At 43.9% G+C, this 19,159-nt stretch carries 19 protein-coding genes; all 19 read left to right on the forward strand.

Annotation, left to right across the window (positions count from 1 at the left end; translation table 11 throughout):
* Window positions 1-168: 168 nt before the first annotated feature.
* A complete protein-coding gene (der, locus tag J7E38_RS01740) occupies window positions 169-1,479 on the forward strand; it encodes a ribosome biogenesis GTPase Der (protein WP_214707277.1) in 1,311 nt (436 codons plus the stop codon).
* Between the two features lie 19 nt (window positions 1,480-1,498).
* Window positions 1,499-2,545: an NAD(P)H-dependent glycerol-3-phosphate dehydrogenase gene (locus J7E38_RS01745; protein WP_214707275.1), complete on the forward strand. Its 1,047-nt coding sequence runs from the start codon at window positions 1,499-1,501 to the stop codon at window positions 2,543-2,545.
* 257 nt (window positions 2,546-2,802) lie between these two features.
* Window positions 2,803-3,003, forward strand: coding sequence for a DUF2768 domain-containing protein (locus J7E38_RS01750; RefSeq protein WP_214707273.1), 201 nt, complete (start codon window positions 2,803-2,805; stop codon window positions 3,001-3,003).
* A gap of 27 nt (window positions 3,004-3,030) precedes the next feature.
* Complete coding sequence (locus tag J7E38_RS01755; RefSeq protein ID WP_214707270.1) at window positions 3,031-3,741, forward strand: hypothetical protein; 711 nt, start codon at window positions 3,031-3,033, stop codon at window positions 3,739-3,741.
* A gap of 294 nt (window positions 3,742-4,035) precedes the next feature.
* A complete protein-coding gene (gene spoIVA, locus J7E38_RS01760; RefSeq protein WP_214707268.1) occupies window positions 4,036-5,514 on the forward strand; it encodes a stage IV sporulation protein A in 1,479 nt (492 codons plus the stop codon).
* A gap of 474 nt (window positions 5,515-5,988) precedes the next feature.
* Entirely contained in the window at window positions 5,989-6,261 is a 273-nt protein-coding gene (locus J7E38_RS01765; RefSeq protein WP_023627533.1) for an HU family DNA-binding protein, read from the forward strand.
* Between the two features lie 190 nt (window positions 6,262-6,451).
* Complete coding sequence (folE, locus tag J7E38_RS01770) at window positions 6,452-7,018, forward strand: GTP cyclohydrolase I FolE (RefSeq protein WP_214707266.1); 567 nt, start codon at window positions 6,452-6,454, stop codon at window positions 7,016-7,018.
* A 173-nt stretch (window positions 7,019-7,191) separates the two neighbouring features.
* Entirely contained in the window at window positions 7,192-7,425 is a 234-nt protein-coding gene (gene mtrB / locus J7E38_RS01775) for a trp RNA-binding attenuation protein MtrB (protein ID WP_214707264.1), read from the forward strand.
* 277 nt (window positions 7,426-7,702) lie between these two features.
* Window positions 7,703-8,539, forward strand: coding sequence for a heptaprenyl diphosphate synthase component 1 (locus tag J7E38_RS01780; protein WP_214707262.1), 837 nt, complete (start codon window positions 7,703-7,705; stop codon window positions 8,537-8,539).
* A gap of 4 nt (window positions 8,540-8,543) precedes the next feature.
* Entirely contained in the window at window positions 8,544-9,245 is a 702-nt protein-coding gene (locus J7E38_RS01785; protein WP_214707260.1) for a demethylmenaquinone methyltransferase, read from the forward strand.
* Window positions 9,246-9,494: 249 nt separating this feature from the next.
* Complete coding sequence (hepT, locus tag J7E38_RS01790; RefSeq protein WP_214707258.1) at window positions 9,495-10,457, forward strand: heptaprenyl diphosphate synthase component II; 963 nt, start codon at window positions 9,495-9,497, stop codon at window positions 10,455-10,457.
* Window positions 10,458-10,548: 91 nt separating this feature from the next.
* Entirely contained in the window at window positions 10,549-10,995 is a 447-nt protein-coding gene (gene ndk / locus J7E38_RS01795; protein WP_144476785.1) for a nucleoside-diphosphate kinase, read from the forward strand.
* Window positions 10,996-11,839: 844 nt separating this feature from the next.
* Window positions 11,840-12,613, forward strand: a complete 774-nt coding sequence (locus tag J7E38_RS01800) for a CheR family methyltransferase (protein ID WP_214707256.1) — start codon at window positions 11,840-11,842, stop codon at window positions 12,611-12,613.
* Between the two features lie 230 nt (window positions 12,614-12,843).
* Complete coding sequence (aroC, locus tag J7E38_RS01805; protein ID WP_214707254.1) at window positions 12,844-14,016, forward strand: chorismate synthase; 1,173 nt, start codon at window positions 12,844-12,846, stop codon at window positions 14,014-14,016.
* Complete coding sequence (aroB, locus tag J7E38_RS01810) at window positions 14,017-15,111, forward strand: 3-dehydroquinate synthase (RefSeq protein WP_214707251.1); 1,095 nt, start codon at window positions 14,017-14,019, stop codon at window positions 15,109-15,111. It begins immediately after the preceding gene.
* The gene (gene aroH / locus J7E38_RS01815) at window positions 15,104-15,460 is read left to right on the forward strand and encodes a chorismate mutase (protein ID WP_214707249.1); all 357 of its coding nucleotides are present in this window, start codon (window positions 15,104-15,106) and stop codon (window positions 15,458-15,460) included. The genes aroB and aroH overlap by 8 nt, the downstream gene beginning before the upstream one ends.
* Before the next feature lie 112 nt (window positions 15,461-15,572).
* On the forward strand, window positions 15,573-16,676 hold the full coding sequence (gene hisC / locus J7E38_RS01820; RefSeq protein ID WP_214707247.1) for a histidinol-phosphate transaminase: 1,104 nt from the start codon (window positions 15,573-15,575) through the stop codon (window positions 16,674-16,676).
* Window positions 16,677-16,689: 13 nt separating this feature from the next.
* Window positions 16,690-17,796 carry a prephenate dehydrogenase gene (locus tag J7E38_RS01825; RefSeq protein ID WP_214707245.1) on the forward strand — a complete coding sequence of 369 codons (1,107 nt, stop codon included), beginning with the start codon at window positions 16,690-16,692 and terminating at the stop codon, window positions 17,794-17,796.
* 17 nt (window positions 17,797-17,813) lie between these two features.
* Entirely contained in the window at window positions 17,814-19,106 is a 1,293-nt protein-coding gene (aroA, locus tag J7E38_RS01830) for a 3-phosphoshikimate 1-carboxyvinyltransferase (protein WP_214707243.1), read from the forward strand.
* The last annotated feature ends 53 nt before the right edge of the window (window positions 19,107-19,159 follow it).

A 19,159-nucleotide genomic window follows, 5' to 3' on the forward strand; every position in this document is an offset into this window, starting at 1 on the left:
TAAGCCAGACCCTTCTGTAATAAGAAGGGTTTATTTTATAAGTGTTATCCATATTGATAGCAGCAAGGGTGACATTAAATTAATGATGAGAACTAAAGTTGGCAAGTTTGACATTGTTATGGCCAGGTCATTGACCTGCATGAATAGAATATTGAAAGGGTGATGTTCATGACGAAACCAGTGATAGCGATCGTTGGGCGTCCGAATGTCGGCAAGTCTACGATTTTTAATCGAATCGTTGGTGAACGTATTTCGATCGTTGAAGATATTCCTGGAGTAACGAGGGATCGTATATACAGTTCAGCTGAATGGCTGACACATGATTTTAACATTATTGATACTGGCGGGATTGATTTGGGGGACGAGCCATTTTTGGATCAGATCCGCCAGCAGGCAGAAATCGCGATTGATGAGGCAGATGTCATCATCTTCCTTGTCAATGGCAGAGAAGGAGTGACTGCCGCTGACGAAGAAGTGGCGAAAATTCTCTATCGTTCGAATAAACCAGTCGTCCTCGCAGTAAATAAAATTGATAATCCGGACATGAGGGACATGATTTACGACTTTTATGCCCTGGGATTTGGCGAACCTTTCCCAATTTCCGGCTCACATGGTCTTGGGCTCGGTGATTTACTCGATGAGGCAGCAAAACATTTTCCAAAGGCCAAGGAAGACGAGTATGATAAAGATGCGATCAAGTTTTCCTTAATCGGAAGACCGAATGTAGGGAAGTCATCACTAGTGAACGCAATTCTTGGGGAAGACCGCGTCATTGTCAGTGATATCGCTGGAACGACGAGAGACGCTATTGACTCGCAGGTAACCTATGATGGGCAAAAATATGTCATCATCGATACTGCTGGTATGCGAAAAAAGGGAAAAGTATATGAAACGACTGAAAAGTATAGTGTCCTCAGGGCTTTAAGGGCGATTGAGCGCTCCGATGTCGTTCTTATCGTCATTAATGCGGAAGAAGGCATCATTGAGCAGGATAAGCACATCGCCGGCTATGCAGAAGAAGCGGGTCGTGCAGTCATCATCGTCGTAAACAAATGGGATGCCATTGAAAAAGATGAAAAAACAATGAAGGAATTCGAGGAGAAAATCCGTGCGCACTTCCAATTCCTGAGCTATGCTCCAATCGTCTTCCTTTCGGCAAAAACGAAGAAGCGAATCCATACATTGATGCCGATGATTGATTTGGCTAGTGAGAATCATTCAATGAGAGTGCAGACAAACATTCTCAACGAGGTCATCATGGATGCTGTAGCAATGAATCCAACTCCTACAGACAAAGGAAAGAGACTCAAGATTTATTACGCAACACAGGTGTCGGTAAAACCGCCTACTTTTGTTGTCTTTGTCAATGAGCCAGAATTAATGCATTTTTCTTATGAGCGTTTCCTTGAAAACAGGATTCGTGATGCCTTTGATTTTACAGGTACACCGATCAAGATTTTTTCAAGACAAAGAAAATAAGATAAAGGTTGTGGTTTAAATGGAAAGGAAGAGAGAGAAAGTTGCTGTCCTGGGTGCTGGCAGCTGGGGAACAGCTTTAGCGATGGTCCTTGCTGATAATGGGCATGAGGTTCGTTTATGGGGGCATAATCCAGCGCAGATTGATGAAATCAATCAAAACCATACCAACAAAAAATATCTTCCTGAAATTACGCTGCCTGAAACCATCATGGGATACTCTTCACTTGAAGAGGCCTTGGATGGGATCAAAACGGTGATTATGGCAGTGCCGACAAAAGCCATCCGCGAAGTAATCAGGAAAATGACAGAGCTGACTTCTGAATCTGTGGTCATTGTCCATGTCAGCAAGGGAATCGAGCCTGATTCCCTGCTTCGTATTTCTGAAATGATTGAAGAAGAAGTGCCTGCTGACCTTCTGGAAAGCGTTGTCGTCCTCTCCGGACCAAGCCATGCGGAAGAGGTAAGCTTGCGTCACCCTACAACTGTTACAGTCTCTTCGAAAAATATGGAAGAGGCGGAAAAAGTCCAGGACTTGTTCATCAATAATCATTTCAGGGTCTATACAAATCCTGATTTAATTGGGGTTGAGATTGGCGGAGCGCTGAAAAATATCATCGCGCTGGCTGCCGGTATATCCGATGGACTTGGATACGGGGATAATGCCAAGGCCGCCCTGATTACGAGGGGACTTGCCGAGATCGCTCGACTTGGTGTGAAAATGGGTGCCAGTCCTTTGACTTTTTCAGGATTGACAGGGATTGGGGATTTGATTGTTACCTGTACAAGCGTCCATTCTCGCAACTGGCGTGCTGGCAATATGCTCGGAAAGGGGCAGAACCTCGATGAAGTCCTCGAGAATATGGGGATGGTCGTTGAAGGTGTGCGTACGACCAAAGCAGCTTATCAGCTTGCACAGAAATTTGAAGTCAATATGCCAATTACCAATGCCCTTTATAACGTTTTATTTAACAATGTCAATCCAAAGGATGCTGTTGATGGGCTGATGTCCCGTGAGAAAACTCATGAGATGGAAGATTTGGCCGATATCCTCGGAGGAAGAAATTAAGCAAAAAAATTTCTTTGCAATAATGCGTTCAATATAGGCATTCGAGGATGCGATTCTAACGATGTTTGCATAAGATGCAACGAAGCAAACTGGTGGTTTGAACTGGGTGATAGGGTATTTAGTCATGTAGCTGGAGTAAAGTTGACCGCCCCTTCTTTACTTCAGCTTTTTTTTGCTTAATCAGAAGCCTGAAGACAAATTTGCAACAGTGATTGCAGATTATGATATAATACTGTTCGGAAAAGGGAGGGGTTCAGTTGTCACCCGCATTATTGAAAATGTATATTTCTTTTGTAGGCATGGGCAGTATGATTTTGTCCCTTGTTGCCATTTATCTTAGCCGTTATAAGTTAAAAGGATTTTTCAAGATTGCCACGGCAGTCATTGCGTATATGTTAATGATCCTGGCAGGCCTGATCATCTTTTTTGTTGTTTTCAGCGGCCCGACGAGTGAATAAAATACATAGAATTAAGGATTGGGATCAATGAGAAAAAGCCGATTTATCCTGCCGGTCATCCTTGTGCTGCTTACCTTGACTGGCTGTATGTATCCGGAAGGAAAATTAATGCAAAACCAGGTGCCCTATAAGGACCAGCTTGACAGTGTCCAGTCTGCCGTTGATCAGTATAAAGAAGCCAATGGCGGTTTGCTGCCAATCAAGACAAGAGATGCAAAAACACCAATATATCAAAAGTATCCGATCGAGTTTAAGAAGGTCGTCCCTAAATTTATTGCCGAGCCGCCGGGGAATGCATTTGAAAGCGGAGGCCTGTTTCAGTATGTCCTGGTCGATGCAGAAACAAATCCGACAGTGAAACTGCTTGACTTGAGAATGGCAGATACGATTCGGGAAATCAAAATGCGAATCAAAGCCAATGGCTACCCTCCATTCAAGGACCAAATCGCTGAAAATGTATATACCATCGACTTCAAAAAGATTGGTTATAAAGAGGAGCCTGTTGTGGTAAGCCCCTTTACAAACCAAAACTTGCATTTTGTCATATCGACAGAAGGCGAAATCTATGTGGATTACCGAAGTGACCTCTACCAGGCTATGAAATCTTCTGATAAAGAACTCAAGGAAGGTGAGGATATCCGCAGGATCCTTGTGGAGAATTCCATGTTCGTGCCGGCCTATTCTTTACCGTATACCATTGATAAAGAGACCAATGAACCAGTCTTTTTAGCAAAATAGTCATAACCCTGCTTCTGCAAAATATATTGTAGAAGCAGGGTTATTTTGTCTTTAAAAAGATATCAACTGTCCTCATAAATGTGAAACGAGGAATCTTTTTGTAGGGTTGTTTTGGATATTGGAGAAGAAAATCAGCAATTTGACCAAAACTTCCTTCGTTAAATCAAATTTAAGGAGGTAAAAAAATAAAAAATTGTCATATCGATATAGGACAACATCATAGATATATACTGTCCCAGATTACAAATTTGGATGAATTTATTCCCACTAACTCTATGATCGGGAGGGGATCACTTGGAAAAGGTAGATATTTTTAAGGATATCGCCGAGAGGACTGGCGGCGATATTTACCTGGGGGTTGTAGGTGCGGTCCGCACTGGAAAATCCACGTTTATCAAAAAATTTATGGAGCTGGTGGTTTTACCTAATATCAATAATGAGGCTGACAGGGCCAGAGCGCTTGATGAGCTGCCGCAAAGTGCAGCAGGTAAAACGATCATGACGACCGAACCTAAATTCGTGCCTAACCAGGCGGCATCCGTGCACGTGGATGAAGGGCTGGATGTGAATATCAGGCTGGTAGATTGTGTCGGGTATACAGTTCCAGGAGCAAAGGGATATGAAGATGAGAATGGTCCAAGGATGATCAACACACCTTGGTATGAAGAGCCGATTCCTTTCCATGAAGCAGCTGAAATTGGAACCAGGAAGGTTATTCAGGAGCATTCCACACTTGGTGTCGTCATCACGACGGATGGGACAATTGGGGAGATCCCCAGACAGGATTACATTGAAGCGGAAGAAAGAGTCATCGAAGAACTGAAGGAAGTCGGCAAACCATTCATCATGGTGGTGAACAGTGCCCAGCCGTATCACCCGAATACAGAAACATTGCGTGCTCAATTGGCGGATAAATACGATATCCCGGTGCTGGCAATGAGCGTGGAAAGCATGCGTGAATCAGATGTCTTAAGCGTCATGAGGGAAGCTTTATACGAATTCCCGGTACTGGAAGTAAACGTCAACCTGCCAAGCTGGGTGATGGTGCTCCGGGAGAATCACTGGCTGCGTGAGAGCTACCAGGAAGCTGTCAAAGAGACAGTGAAGGATATTAAAAGGCTCCGCGATGTTGACAGGGTTGTCCATCAATTCAGTGATTTTGAATACATCGACCGAGCCGGCCTGGCAGGCATTGAAATGGGCCAGGGTGTAGCTGAGATCGATCTTTATGCTCCTGATGATCTTTATGATGAAATTCTCAAAGAAATCGTTGGAGTGGAGATTCGCGGCAAAGACCACTTGTTGGAGCTGATGCAGGAATTCGCATATGCAAAGGCAGAGTTCGACCAGATTTCAGATGCACTTAAAATGGTGAAGCAGACAGGATACGGGATCGCATCTCCTTCATTGACGGACATGAGCCTGGAAGAGCCCGAAATTATCCGCCAGGGTGCTCGTTTCGGTGTTAGATTAAGGGCAGTGGCTCCTTCCATCCATATGATCAAAGTGGATGTGGAGTCCGAATTCTCGCCAATCATTGGCACTGAGAAGCAAAGCGAAGAGCTTGTCCGCTACTTGATGCAGGATTTCGAAGATGATCCGCTGTCAATCTGGAACTCCGACATCTTTGGCAGAAGCCTGAGCTCGATTGTCAGAGAAGGCATATCGGCAAAATTAAGCCTGATGCCGGAAAATGCCCGATATAAATTAAAAGAGACACTGGAAAGAATCATCAACGAAGGTTCTGGTGGACTGATCGCAATCATACTTTAATTTGACTCCTTTTTGGGAGTCTTTTTGTTTTATTGTGGATTGATGCGATGCTCCGGACATTCTTTTTTCTATGGTAAGGCAAAATAGTCTTCTAATATAATATATATTTCCCTGGAACGGGCAAAAAAACTGGCAAGAAAGGGATAAATATATTATTTTAGGTTTATATCCCTCTGGCAAGGGTAAGGAAAAAGGGTTAACTTATTACAAATATGTTTCAAAGAAGAAAAGATTCCCATTATTTCTTGAAATTATCTTGATAAGAGGAAAACATTATGATAATCTTTTAACAGAATTAGCGTTGTTGCTTAAAAACCCTTATGTAATAGGGGTTCAGGCGATTTTGGATGAATTTATCATCAAATGATAAATAAAATCTTCCAGCAACGTATAGAATTCATATGTTTTGTTTAGAAATGTAGTAAGATGCTTAATTTCTGAGCAATGGGATCTCTTTGGGAGGAGGTGAATGGCATGAACAAAACAGAACTTATCAATGCAGTTGCAGAAGCTAGTGAGCTTTCAAAGAAAGACGCAACAAAAGCAGTTGACGCTGTTTTTGATTCAATCTTGAATGCATTAAAAGATGGGGACAAAGTACAGTTAATCGGTTTTGGTAACTTCGAAGTTCGTGAGCGCGCAGCCCGTAAAGGACGCAACCCACAAACTGGTGATGAAATCGAAATCTCTGCAAGCAAGGTGCCTGCTTTCAAACCTGGCAAAGCGCTTAAGGATGCAGTGAAATAATTACATACGACGCACTGAGCGTATGCTAAACCCCAAGGCCGCGACCCGTTCGCGGCCTTTTTCTATGGGGTGAAACATTAAGCTTTGCCTGCTTTGATTTGGTTATGCTAAGATGAAAATATTATAATCAAATAGTAGGAAGACTATACGGGATTATAATGAGATTGATGGACCATAGGAGGAAACGCAGATGTCAAACGTCAATCGTGCCCAAATTGAAGAAGCGGTACGTTTAATATTAGAAGCAGTCGGTGAAGACCCTAACAGGGAAGGCCTGCTCGATACTCCCAAGCGGGTTGCGAGGATGTATGAGGAAGTTTTCTCAGGCCTGAACCAGGATCCAAAGGAATACTTCGAAACCATTTTTGGCGAGGATCATGAGGAGTTAGTCCTGGTCAAAGATATCCCATTCTATTCTATGTGTGAGCACCATCTTGTTCCTTTCTTCGGCAAGGCACATGTCGCGTATATCCCAAGAGGCGGAAAGGTTACCGGACTCAGCAAGCTGGCAAGGGCAGTCGAAGCGGTAGCCAAACGGCCGCAGCTGCAGGAGAGAATTACGTCGACGATTGCGAATGCAATTATGGAAAAGTTAGAGCCGCATGGTGTCATGGTTGTGGTTGAAGCTGAACATATGTGCATGACGATGAGGGGAGTCAAAAAACCTGGCTCTAAAACAGTTACCTCTGCTGTGAGAGGTACACTGGCTGAGGACGTAAACGCCCGTGCTGAAATTCTCTCTTTAATCAAAGACTGATATATTAGTCTTAATCAAATGCTATTTCTGCATGGATGAGGACAAGAACTCATGAAAAGATTCGAAGGCTGAAAGGAACTCTTTTAGCCTTTTGTTTTATAGTAAACAGACATTTGATGCCGGATTGTCGATTGCAAGTTTGGTCATATTCTTTCATGGGAAGGGGGATAATAATGGACAAGAAACAATCCTTAAACACGGATTATGTCGTAATCAAAGCGATTGAAGATGGTGTGAATGTGATCGGGCTTACGAGAGGGACAGACACTCGTTTCCATCATTCAGAAAAGCTCGATCAGGGTGAAGTAATGATTGCCCAGTTCACAGAACACACTTCAGCTATTAAAATCAGAGGTCATGCCAAGATTGTCACACCTTTTGGCGAAATAGAGAGCGAGAAAAAGTAAAGAGGTTCAAAACCAACTATTTTGTTACAAAATCATGCTCAATTTGTAGCAAATAGTGTTTAATTTATATTATCACGCCCATGTTTTTATCTTTTGTGATATAATTGTCACTGCTTTGGAATGTTCGGTATAAAGTGATCAGGCGTTTTTTTTTATGTCTGTCTTAAATTTTCTGTTTTTATAAATAGGCCCTCCAGGCCAAAATGACAAGTATCTATTCTTGACTAAAACCAAGTTATGCCCGCTGCCGGCAATCCAATAAATAAGGGGAACAAGGGTGATTCATTTGCTAGATTTACAAAACAAATTAGACGGCACCAGGGAGCTTCTTATAGAAAAACTTTCACATCCTTACTTGCAGAAGCATGTAGAATCTCCTTTTATAGATGATGACCGACTCTTGCTGCTTACCTCATTGCTTGAACAGCAAGAAGGCAACCAGGAAAGAGCAACCAGCTACACCCTGACCACGATGCTCCTGCAAATCGCCCTTGATACCCATGAGCATGTACGCAACTCCCTGCCTGGTGAAGGGGAAGAAAGCTATAAGCAGCGCCAATTGACAGTTCTTGCCGGGATTTATTACAGCGGTCTGTATTACAAGCTGCTTGCGGACCTTGAAGATACTGAAATGATCAAACAATTAGCATCAGGTGTAAAAGAAGTGAATGAACATAAAATATCACTGTATCAGAAAGATCCTGTAGCAATCGATCAATTGATGGAGAGTTTAAAACTGATCGAATCTTCTCTTTTAGGCAAGGTCGCTGACCATTATCAAGCGGCAGAATGGTATGAATTCGCTTCAAATTGGCTTTTCGTGAAAAGGCTGCTTGCCGAAGAAACAGTTTTTATGAATTCAGGAAATTCCCTGCTATTCAATGCATTGAAGAAGATTGCGCTGCCAAAAATGGATCAAAAGGCTGCAGAACTTTCTGCTGAGCAGCAAAAATACCTCTTGTCAATTTGCACTAGATATATTGAATTTTCAATGACAAAGATAAAAACAGCTTCGAAAAAGCTTTCCGGGATGAACAGCCTGCTGGTGGAACGGTTAGACCTGATCGCCGGGCAGTATCAGACCATGTCTAAAAAATTCGCGGAAGAAGGGTAATGCAATGCAGCAATCGAAAGAAGAACGTGTTCATGGAGTCTTTGAAAAAATCTATGAAAATTACGATCAAATGAATTCTGTCATCAGCTTTCAGCAGCATATTAAATGGCGTAATGACACAATGAAAAAGATGAATGTCCAAAAAGGGGCTGCCGCCCTTGATGTGTGCTGTGGTACGGCTGACTGGACGATTGCCCTCGCGGAGGCTGTTGGCAAGGATGGCAAAGTGACAGGTCTTGATTTCAGCCAAAACATGCTGAAAATAGGTGAAGAAAAAATACAATCGCGCCATCTGGACCAGGCAAACTTGATCCATGGGAATGCGATGGAGCTCCCATTTGATGACAATAGTTTTGACTATGTCACCATCGGTTTCGGATTGAGGAATGTACCGGATTACAATCAGGTACTGCGGGAAATGCACAGAGTTCTTAAGCCTGGCGGAATGGCGGTGTGTCTGGAAACCTCCCAGCCTACCATGCCTGGATTTAAACAAGCATACCGATTATACTTCAGGTTTATCATGCCGATGTTCGGAAAATTATTTGCAAAAAGTTACGATGAATATTCCTGGCTGCAGGAATCCGCTAAGGATTTCCCAGGAATGAAAGAGCTGGCCAAGATGTTCACGGAAGCTGGTTTCGTAAACGTAGAATATAAACCATACAGCGGCGGAGTAGCTGCTGTGCATATAGGCCGTAAATAATCCAATAGATTCTGGCTGCCCTTTTCTCATCGCTCGGCAAGGAAGGTCAGCCTGTTTTCATTTAAGGTCACTCTATTGATCTGGAATAGAATACGGCTCGATGTAATTTTGTCGGAATAAAAAGGCGCAACTATTTGCCTGGGCAGTAATAAGCCCGCATAAAAGAAACCTCCTGATTGTGAAATGAAGCCTGAGGGTGCGAAAATCGCAACGATGGAGATCGAGAATGCAAAAGCTGGGTGGATAATAATGAAGATGAAGCTGTTATATACATATTTAAATTCTGATTTGACATTAATAGAAAGAGAACTGGAAGAATCAATACAGGCAGACTCCCATCTGCTCAGACAGGCAAGCCTGCATTTGCTTAAAGCCGGAGGGAAACGGATCAGGCCGGTATTTGTGCTTCTCGGGGCGAAATTTGGTGATTATGATATCAATGTCATCAAGGATGTTGCGGTCTCTCTCGAACTCATCCACATGGCATCACTGGTACACGATGATGTGATTGATGATGCCGAATTGCGGAGAGGGCAGCCGACAATCAAGGCAAAATGGGATAACAGGATTGCAATGTATACAGGGGATTACATATTTGCCAGGGCGCTGGAGCTTATGACCGAAATCAAAAGCCCGGCAGCGCACCAGATTCTCTCAGATACCATTGTCGAATTAAGTGTTGGCGAAATTGAACAAATAAAAGATAAATACAACTTCGACCAGAATCTGCGCAATTATCTGCTCAGGATCAAGCGCAAGACAGCTCTTTTGATTGCTGCCAGCTGCCAGCTTGGTGCGGTTGTGGCAGGAGTCCCGGAAGAGGATCATCGCAGATTGTATAAATTTGGCTACTATGTCGGGATGTCCTTCCAGATTACGGATGATGTGCTTGATTTCACAGGTACCGAAAAAGAGCTTGGAAAGCCTGCAGGAGGCGATCTGCTCCAGGGTAATATTACCCTGCCAGTCCTGTATGCCATGCAGGATGAGTACATCAACAGCAGGGTCAGGACTGTACACGAAGGAATGGGAAGAGCAGACCTTGAGGAAGTCCTGAAGCTGGTCCAGGAATCTGGCGCAATTGAGAGATCTCTTGAAATCAGTGACCGTTATTTAGATAAAGCACTGGCCATCCTTGAGGAACTTCCACCAAACAGGGCAAAGAAGTCATTGCGCGACATCGCCAAATTTATCGGGAAACGCAAGTATTAGCAAGTTGCGGATTTTTCAAAAAAATGATACTATTTCTAAGGATTGCTTTTGTAAGCGGTTCACATACATAGATGAAATAGGAGTGGAACTCATGGAAAAGACTTATTTGATGGTCAAGCCTGATGGCGTGCAGCGCAACCTGATCGGTGAAGTTGTAGCACGTTTTGAAAAGAAAGGCTTCCAGCTAGTTGGCGCAAAGCTTATGAACATCCCAAGAGAACTTGCTGAAGAGCATTATGGCGAACACAAAGAGCGTCCATTCTTCGGCGAATTGGTAGATTTCATTACTTCTGGACCAGTATTCGCAATGGTTTGGCAGGGTGAGAATGTAATTACTACTGCACGCCAGATGATGGGTGCTACAAACCCTAAAGATGCTGCTCCTGGAACGATCCGCGGTGACTTCGGCGTTACTGTAGGCAAGAACGTCATTCACGGTTCAGACTCACCAGAAAGCGCAGAGCGTGAAATCGGATTATTCTTCAAACAGGAAGAATTGGCTGAATACAGCAAATTAATCAACGAGTGGGTTTACTAATATAACCCCTGGACACTTGCTCATGGCAAGTGTCTTTTTTATTTGCGCCAATATTCCTCATTGGTGCCCTGCTTTTTCAGATACTGTGCTATTGGGTCATCAATCGGCTTCATTAGAACCCTATTCTTTCAAAAACTGAGATTTTAGGTCACCAATAAGCTTTATTGGATCCTTATTTTCCCGAAAACTGAGATTCTAGGTCACCAATAGCTCTCATTAAAGCACTGATTTTCCAGAAACTGTAATATCGTGACACCAATAGCTCTCATTGGAGCACTAATTTTCCAGAAACTGTAATATCGTGACACCAATAGACTTCATTGGAGCACTGATTTTCCAGAAACTGTGATATCGTGACACCAATAGACCTCATTGGAGCACTAATTTTCCGGAAACTGTAATATCGTGACACCAATAACCCCCATTGGAACAATGATTTTCCAAAAACTGTGTTATCGTGACACCAATAGCCCTTATTGGATCACTGATTTTCCAGAAACTGTGATATCGTGACACCAATAGACTTCATTGGAGCACTGTTTTTCCAAAAAACTGTGATATCGAAACACCAATAACCCCCAATGGAACAATGATTTTCCAGAAACTAAGATATCAGGACACCAATAACCCAGATTGAAGCTCTAAAAACTGTGTTTTCATAGCACCAATTGAATCGTTTTCATTGGAGCCATGTTTTTTCATAAACAAAGTGCCTTGTCCCCTAATGACCTTAGGAAACCAGTTCGAGCTGAACAGGGGGGCAAAAAATAGTGCACGCATCTCAAAAATTTTCGCTATAATGGGATTGTCCAGATTTTTCTAGTATCGATAAGGGAGCAAACAGATGCAGCAAGATTATGAAATCTTTATATCGAAAATCTACCAGAAGACAGGTATCAACCTTTCTCTCTATAAAGAAGCCCAGATGAAGAGACGGCTGACTTCTCTTTATCAAAAGAAAGGCTTTGCCTCTTTCCAGGAATTTTATCAAGCTCTCGACAAAGACCGGCAGCTATTGAATGAATTTCTCGATCGGATGACGATCAATGTTTCTGAGTTTTACAGGAACGTAAAAAGGTGGGAGGTCCTGGATCAGACGATTCTTCCTGAGTTGTTGAGCAAAAACCCCAACCCAAAAATTTGGAGTGCCGCCTGCTCGACTGGTGAAGAGCCATATACCTTGGCGATGGTGCTTTCAAAGCATCTTCCACTAGCCAGGATCCAGATTCTTGCGACGGATATCGATGATAACGTATTGGCGAAGGCCAGGCATGGTGTGTATTCGGAAAGGGCGCTGAATGAAGCGCCAAAGGATATGGTCAGTAAGTTTTTCAAGAAGGAAGGACCATATTATACAGTTGCCGATGAGATTAAGAGGACTGTTACCTTTAAAAAACAAAACCTGCTCGCCGACCGCTATAGCGGTCCGTTCGATTTGATTGTCTGCCGGAATGTCCTCATTTATTTTACCGAAGAGGCAAAGGAAAGCATCTACCATAATTTCAGCTCGGCGTTAAGGCAGGGTGGCATTTTATTTGTAGGCAGCACAGAACAAATCTTCAATCCGGGTACATATGATTTTGAGACTGCGGAGACTTTCTTTTACAGGAAGAAATAACAGGAGGAGCCGGGTAACCGTGCTCCTTTTGCTATTTGCAAAATAAAATCACCTGATGTATGCAGACAATAGTAATACATGATGGTTTTTTTGCGAGACTGTGGGGTTCGTGATAAAATGGCTTCATTCTTTAAAAGGAATCATACATATTTCGAAATTTTTAATTTATTTATTGGAAACTGTGTGATATAGTAAAACAAATCCTTTAGCGAGTTGAAGGGGGAAAGTATATGAGATATTTAACAGCGGGTGAATCACATGGACCGCAGCTAACAACGATAATTGAAGGAATGCCAGCAGGAATGCCGCTGGTTGCAGAAGATATAAACAGCGAGCTTGCGCGGAGGCAAAAGGGTTATGGCCGCGGCAGAAGGATGCAGATTGAAAAAGACCAGGTACAGATCACTGCGGGAATCAGGCATGGGCAAACTCTTGGCTCACCAATCGCGCTGGTGGTTGAAAATAATGACTGGAAGCATTGGACCGGCATCATGGGCCAGGAACCGCTGGATGATCAATCATCCGAAGAAGTGAAAAGGAAGATTTCCAGACCGCGTCCAGGTCATGCTGATTTAAATGGAGCAATCAAGTATGGGCATCGCGACATGAGGAATGTCCTTGAACGTTCATCTGCAAGAGAAACAACGGTAAGGGTCGCAGCGGGTGCAGCGGCTAAAAAACTGCTGTCGCTCCTGGGAATCGAACTGGTTGCCCATGTTGTTGAAATCGGCGGGGTGAAAGCCGAGAAGCAGGACTTTTTCTCACTGGATGAACTAAGAGAAGTAACGGAAGAATCCCCTGTTCGATGCTTTGACACCGACGCTGGAAAGGACATGATGGCAGCGATTGATGAAGGAAAGAAAAATGGCGATTCCATCGGCGGTGTCGTCGAAGTAATTGCTGAAGGGATGCCAGCCGGGGTGGGCAGCTATGTCCATTACGACCGCAAGCTGGATGGTAAGCTTGCGGCGGCTATTATGAGCATCAATGCTTTTAAAGGGGTCGAAATCGGTATTGGTTTTGAAGCAGCCAGGAAGCCTGGCAGCCAGGTACATGATGAAATTGCCTGGGAAGAAGAGCGTGGCTATTACCGTAAAACCAATCGGCTTGGAGGGTTTGAAGGCGGAATGACGACGGGAATGCCGATCGTTGTCCGTGGCGTTATGAAACCAATCCCCACGCTTTACAAGCCATTGATGAGTGTTGATATCGATTCTAAAGAACCTTTTTCGGCTAGTATTGAACGATCTGATGCCTGCGCCGTTCCGGCGGCTGCGGTCGTTGCTGAAAATGTGGTAGCGTGGGAGCTTGCTTCTGCCCTGGTTGACCAATTTTACGCAGACCGTTTTGACACGCTGAAAGCAACCATCGAAGAACAAAGAAGGACTGCGAGGGAATTTTAAATGCAGCAGGTGAATATCGTTACAAGTACAAACTCATATCCCGTCTATATTGGGAGCGGTGCGATTCATCTCTTGAACGATTTCATCCAGAAGGCAGCAGATAGCTATACATCAATCATGGTCATAACGGATGAAACAGTAGCGAAGCACCATCTGGATTCTTTTCGGGAGTCGGCTGGTCTAAGTCGGTTCATCGTAAAAATCGTACCTTCGGGTGAGAAAGCAAAAACATTTGATGTTTATTATGATTGTCTTTCTTACGCACTTGAAAATAAACTCGACAGGAAGTCGCTGATCATTTCCTTGGGTGGAGGTGCTGTAGGAGATCTGGCGGGATTTGTCGCTGCATCATATATGCGGGGGATTCGTTTCATTCAAGTCCCGACCACGATTCTTGCCCATGACAGCGCGGTAGGGGGGAAAGTGGCGGTTAACCACCCGTTAGGGAAGAATATGATAGGTGCATTCCATCAGCCAGAAGCTGTGATTTATGACCTCGATTACTTGGAGACGCTCCCTGCACATGAAGTGCGTTCAGGTTTTGCTGAGGTCATCAAGCATTCTCTGATTAGCGATGAAATTTTTTATAGTTGGCTGCAGGAACAAATACAATCACTGGATGCCATAAACGAATCCCAGATGCTTGAATTCCTGACAAAGGGTATTTCGATTAAAGGTGCATTTGTTGCGGAGGATGAAAAGGAGAAAGGGATTCGCGCATATTTGAATTTCGGTCATACACTTGGCCACGCAATTGAAGCCGAAGCCGGTTATGGGAAGGTCACGCATGGTGAGGCTGTGGCGATCGGCATGCTATTTGCCCTCGGATTAAGCAAGGAGCTGCTTGGGCTTGATTTTAATTTAGATGAATTAAAGCGGTGGCTTATAAGGCTTGGATATAAAACGTCCATTCCGAAGGGACTGGAAAGAGAGCGGTTGATTGAAAGAATGAAACAGGATAAAAAATCGGTGAGCGGTACCATTCGCTATGTTCTTTTGGAAAAGGTCGGCAATCCTGCGCTTATTGAAGTAGATGAAAGAACATTGATGACATATCTGAAGAAATTCGAAGAGGAGGTTGGACTTGATGATTAGGGGAGTAAGAGGAGCCATCACGGTAAGCAGTAATGAGGAGAGGGAAGTTATCCTGGGTGCTGAAAGGCTTTTAAAAGAAATGATCGCTTCCAACAAGATTGCTCCGGATGATGTTGCCTCCATATTCATCTCTGCTACTGATGATGTCGATGCAGCCTTCCCGGCAAAAGCATTAAGGAATCTCGACGGCTGGACCTATGTACCGGTCATGTGCATGAAAGAGTTGGCCGTCACCGGCTCGCTTCCAATGTGCATCAGGGTCATGATTCATTTCAATACTGATAAAAGGCAGGACGAAATAAGGCATCTTTACCTTGAGGGCGCGGCTGGTCTGAGACCGGATTTATAAAATTGTTCTTTTTTACTTTTTCTGCAATGCAAAACAGTGTATGATAAAAACATACTCTTTATTGCTTTAATTAGATAGAGAACTAAAGAATGAGACAGTTGAGGTGGATAAGATGAGATGGAAAGAGCAGCTTTTAAAGCTTAAACCGTACCAGCCAGGTAAATCAATCGGGGAAGTTAAAAGACAGTATGGTTTATCAGAAATCGTGAAACTGGCATCAAACGAGAACCCATTTGGTTCTTCAGAAAAAGTGAGGAGTGAAATCGCAGGTTATGCAGGCAAATTTTCAATTTATCCTGACGGTTATGCTTCAGAACTCCGTACAGCACTTGCAAAGCATTTAGATGTTAACGAGGGGCAGATTATACTCGGCAATGGTTCTGATGAAATAATCCAAATCATATCAAGAGCCCTGCTTTCACCACAAACAAAATCAGTGATGGCTGCTCCAACTTTTCCTCAGTATAAGCACAATGGAATAATTGAAGGCTGTGAAATCACAGAGATCCCATTAGTGAACGGTGCACATGACCTGGACGGAATGGCCGCTGCAATCGACAATCAGACTTCGGTTGTTTGGTTATGCTCTCCGAACAATCCGACAGGGATCCATATAACAGAAGAAGAACTGACTGCATTTATGGCACGGGTTCCTGACGATGTGCTGGTAGTGCTCGATGAAGCTTATTTTGAATATGTGGTTGCTGACGATTTCCATGATTCAATGCGTCTATTGCAGCAATACAAAAACTTGATTATTTTAAGGACATTTTCCAAAATTTATGGCTTAGCCAGTTTTCGCGTAGGATACGGAATTGCCCATGAGGATACCATCAGGGCACTGGAGCCGGCCAGGGAACCATTTAATGTCAACACATTGGGCCAGGCAGCCGCGATCGCTGCACTGGGAGACCAGAAATTCATAGATTTATGCAGAAGAGAAAACAGAGAAGGACTGCAGCAGTTTTACGAATATTGTGATCATGCCGGATTGAAATATTATCCGTCACAAGGAAACTTCATTTTGATTGATTTTAACAGGGATGGCCAGGAAGTGTTTCAGTTCCTGCTTGAAAGAGGGTATATCGTCCGTTCAGGCACTGCGCTTGGATTTCCTACATGTATAAGGGTAACAATCGGTTCAAAGGAACAAAATGAAGGTGTAATTGGGGTTATTAAAGAATTTTTGAATGTTGACACTGCAATATCTAAATAAGGAAGTGGGTTTTATGGAAGGCCGCGTATTGATCATTGGGCTTGGATTGATTGGCGGCTCTCTGGCAATGTGTATTAAAGAAAAACATCCGGATTCAGAACTGGTGGGCTTCGACCTGGACCAGAACCAGATGAACCTTGCCAAGATGCTTGACGTGATTGACAGGCCAGCAGAAGGCATTGAAGAAGAAGCTTCGGAGGCAGATTTGATCATCATAGCGACTCCGGTCACGATTGCAGGAAAAATCATTGAAACTTTGGCATCCTTGCCGCTGAAAAAGGAAGTCATTGTTACAGACACAGGAAGCACCAAGGGATATATCTCCCAAAAGGCATCCATCCTTTCAGACAAAGGGATTGCCTTTATAGGAGGCCATCCGATGGCAGGTTCCCACAAAAGCGGGGTAGCTGCTGCAAAGAAGATATTGTTTGAAAATGCTTTTTATCTTCTGGCCCCTGCCAGCAACGTCGTGAATGAGACAGTCGATCGTTTAAAGGCCTGGCTTTCAGGTACGAGAGCCAGGTTTCTGGATGTTTCTCCTGAAGAGCACGATTATCTTACCGGTGTGGTCAGCCATTTCCCACATATAATTGCTGCTTCGCTAGTGCATCAGGCAGCCCGGGCTGACAAAGAAAAACCGCTTGTAAACCGCCTTGCAGCGGGTGGATTCAGGGATATCACGCGAATAGCTTCCAGTAACCCAAGAATGTGGAGAGATATATTGCTTCAAAACCGGGATGTCCTGGTTTCTTTATTGAGTGACTGGCAGGCTGAGATGGAGCGGGTAAAAGAGTTATTGTCAACTAAGGATGAAGACAAAATTTATGATTTCTTTGAATCTGCGAAAAAATATCGTGACGGTCTTCCTGTAAATGATAAGGGAGCGATTCCAAGCTTTTATGACCTGTTTGTGGATGTGCCTGATTATCCAGGTGTGATTTCCGAAGTAACCGGGTACCTGGCAATTGAGAGAATCAGCATAACGAATATCAGGATCATTGAAACCCGTGAAGATATATATGGTGTGCTGGTGATCAGTTTTCAGACACCTGAAGATCGGGAAAAAGCAATGAAATGCATCGGGAAACACACAGAATTCGAGATGTCTGTTGCAGAGTAAATTGAAGGAGCAGAAATATGTCTACAAAAACACTTAAAACAAACAAAACCTCCCTGGATGGTGAAATTAAAGTACCGGGGGATAAATCCATTTCACATAGGGCAGTCATGTTTGGCTCGATCGCCGAAGGGACCACCCAAATAGAGAACTTCCTTCCCGGAGAAGATTGTTTGAGTACGATTTCCTGCTTTCAAAAACTCGGGGTCGAGATTATCCGGAATGGAAATGAGGTTACTGTTTTAGGCAACGGAATCGATGGCTTAAAGCCGCCGGAAGAAACGCTCTATGTCGGCAATTCCGGAACGACAATCCGGCTGATGATGGGAATCCTATCTGGATTGCCTTTTGAATCCCGTCTGGAAGGGGATGAATCAATCGCCAGGAGGCCGATGACTAGAGTAACTGTTCCATTGTCAAAAATGGGCGCAAGGATCGATGGAAGGAATAATGGTGAGTTCACTCCGCTGGTTGTAAAAGGCGGAAGGTTATCGGGAATTACATATCAATTGCCTGTTGCAAGTGCGCAGGTGAAATCGGCTGTTCTCCTCGCCGGTCTGCAGGCTGAAGGGGACACAGTAGTCGTCGAACCAGTAAAGACAAGGGATCACACCGAACGAATGATCAAGCAGTTCGGTGGCAAGGTCGAGCGTACTGGAGACTCGGTAAAGGTGGTCGGAGGCCAAACCCTCAAAGCAGCACAGATTAATATTCCAGGTGATATTTCATCTGCGGCCTTTTTCATGGTGGCAGGTGCTATTGTACCAGGGAGTGACATCATGCTTAAGAATGTGGGGCTGAATCCGACACGGACTGGAATCCTTGATGTCCTGGAAGCAATGGGAGCAGATATCACAATTGAACCCTATGATCAAGACGCAGCTGAGCCTGCAGGAGATATAAGGATCAAATATTCTAACCTAAATGCTACAACGGTCGAAGGAGACTTGATTCCTCGTCTGATCGATGAAATACCGGTCATTGCTTTACTTGCCACACAGGCGGATGGCATGACGGTAATCAAGGATGCAGGGGAATTGAAAGTCAAGGAAACAAACCGGATTGATACTGTAGTAAATGAACTAAAGAAGCTTGGTGCGAATATAGAGGCAACAGAGGATGGAATGATTATTTACGGACAGCAAAACCTTGCCGGCGGAACCGTTTCTGCGCATGGGGACCACCGAATCGGGATGATGCTGTCAATCGCTGCCCTTCTATGCGAAAATGACGTCGTCCTGGAACAAAGTGAGGCTGTCGCCGTTTCTTACCCTGGTTTTTTCGATGACTTGTATAACTTAATGCAAGAATAAAAATAGCAGGATCGAGGGCCAATCATGTAAAATGGATGGCCCTCATTCATTTA

Origin of the sequence: Bacillus sp. ISL-35 (assembly GCF_018613355.1) — a bacterium.
Classification (GTDB): domain Bacteria; phylum Bacillota; class Bacilli; order Bacillales; family Cytobacillaceae; genus Mesobacillus.

Excerpts from the sequence above, each read along its gene's own strand:
- der (WP_214707277.1), top strand. The coding sequence starts at position 169 with ATGACGAAACCAGTGATAGCGATCGTTGGGCGTCCGAATGTCGGCAAG.
- J7E38_RS01745 (WP_214707275.1), top strand. The coding sequence starts at position 1,499 with ATGGAAAGGAAGAGAGAGAAAGTTGCTGTCCTGGGTGCTGGCAGCTGG.
- J7E38_RS01755 (WP_214707270.1), top strand. The coding sequence starts at position 3,031 with ATGAGAAAAAGCCGATTTATCCTGCCGGTCATCCTTGTGCTGCTTACC.
- J7E38_RS01765 (WP_023627533.1), top strand. The coding sequence starts at position 5,989 with ATGAACAAAACAGAACTTATCAATGCAGTTGCAGAAGCTAGTGAGCTT.
- folE (WP_214707266.1), top strand. The coding sequence starts at position 6,452 with ATGTCAAACGTCAATCGTGCCCAAATTGAAGAAGCGGTACGTTTAATA.
- mtrB (WP_214707264.1), top strand. The coding sequence starts at position 7,192 with ATGGACAAGAAACAATCCTTAAACACGGATTATGTCGTAATCAAAGCG.
- J7E38_RS01785 (WP_214707260.1), top strand. The coding sequence starts at position 8,544 with ATGCAGCAATCGAAAGAAGAACGTGTTCATGGAGTCTTTGAAAAAATC.
- hepT (WP_214707258.1), top strand. The coding sequence starts at position 9,495 with ATGAAGATGAAGCTGTTATATACATATTTAAATTCTGATTTGACATTA.
- ndk (WP_144476785.1), top strand. The coding sequence starts at position 10,549 with ATGGAAAAGACTTATTTGATGGTCAAGCCTGATGGCGTGCAGCGCAAC.
- J7E38_RS01800 (WP_214707256.1), top strand. The coding sequence starts at position 11,840 with ATGCAGCAAGATTATGAAATCTTTATATCGAAAATCTACCAGAAGACA.
- aroC (WP_214707254.1), top strand. The coding sequence starts at position 12,844 with ATGAGATATTTAACAGCGGGTGAATCACATGGACCGCAGCTAACAACG.
- aroB (WP_214707251.1), top strand. The coding sequence starts at position 14,017 with ATGCAGCAGGTGAATATCGTTACAAGTACAAACTCATATCCCGTCTAT.
- aroH (WP_214707249.1), top strand. The coding sequence starts at position 15,104 with ATGATTAGGGGAGTAAGAGGAGCCATCACGGTAAGCAGTAATGAGGAG.
- hisC (WP_214707247.1), top strand. The coding sequence starts at position 15,573 with ATGAGATGGAAAGAGCAGCTTTTAAAGCTTAAACCGTACCAGCCAGGT.
- J7E38_RS01825 (WP_214707245.1), top strand. The coding sequence starts at position 16,690 with ATGGAAGGCCGCGTATTGATCATTGGGCTTGGATTGATTGGCGGCTCT.
- aroA (WP_214707243.1), top strand. The coding sequence starts at position 17,814 with ATGTCTACAAAAACACTTAAAACAAACAAAACCTCCCTGGATGGTGAA.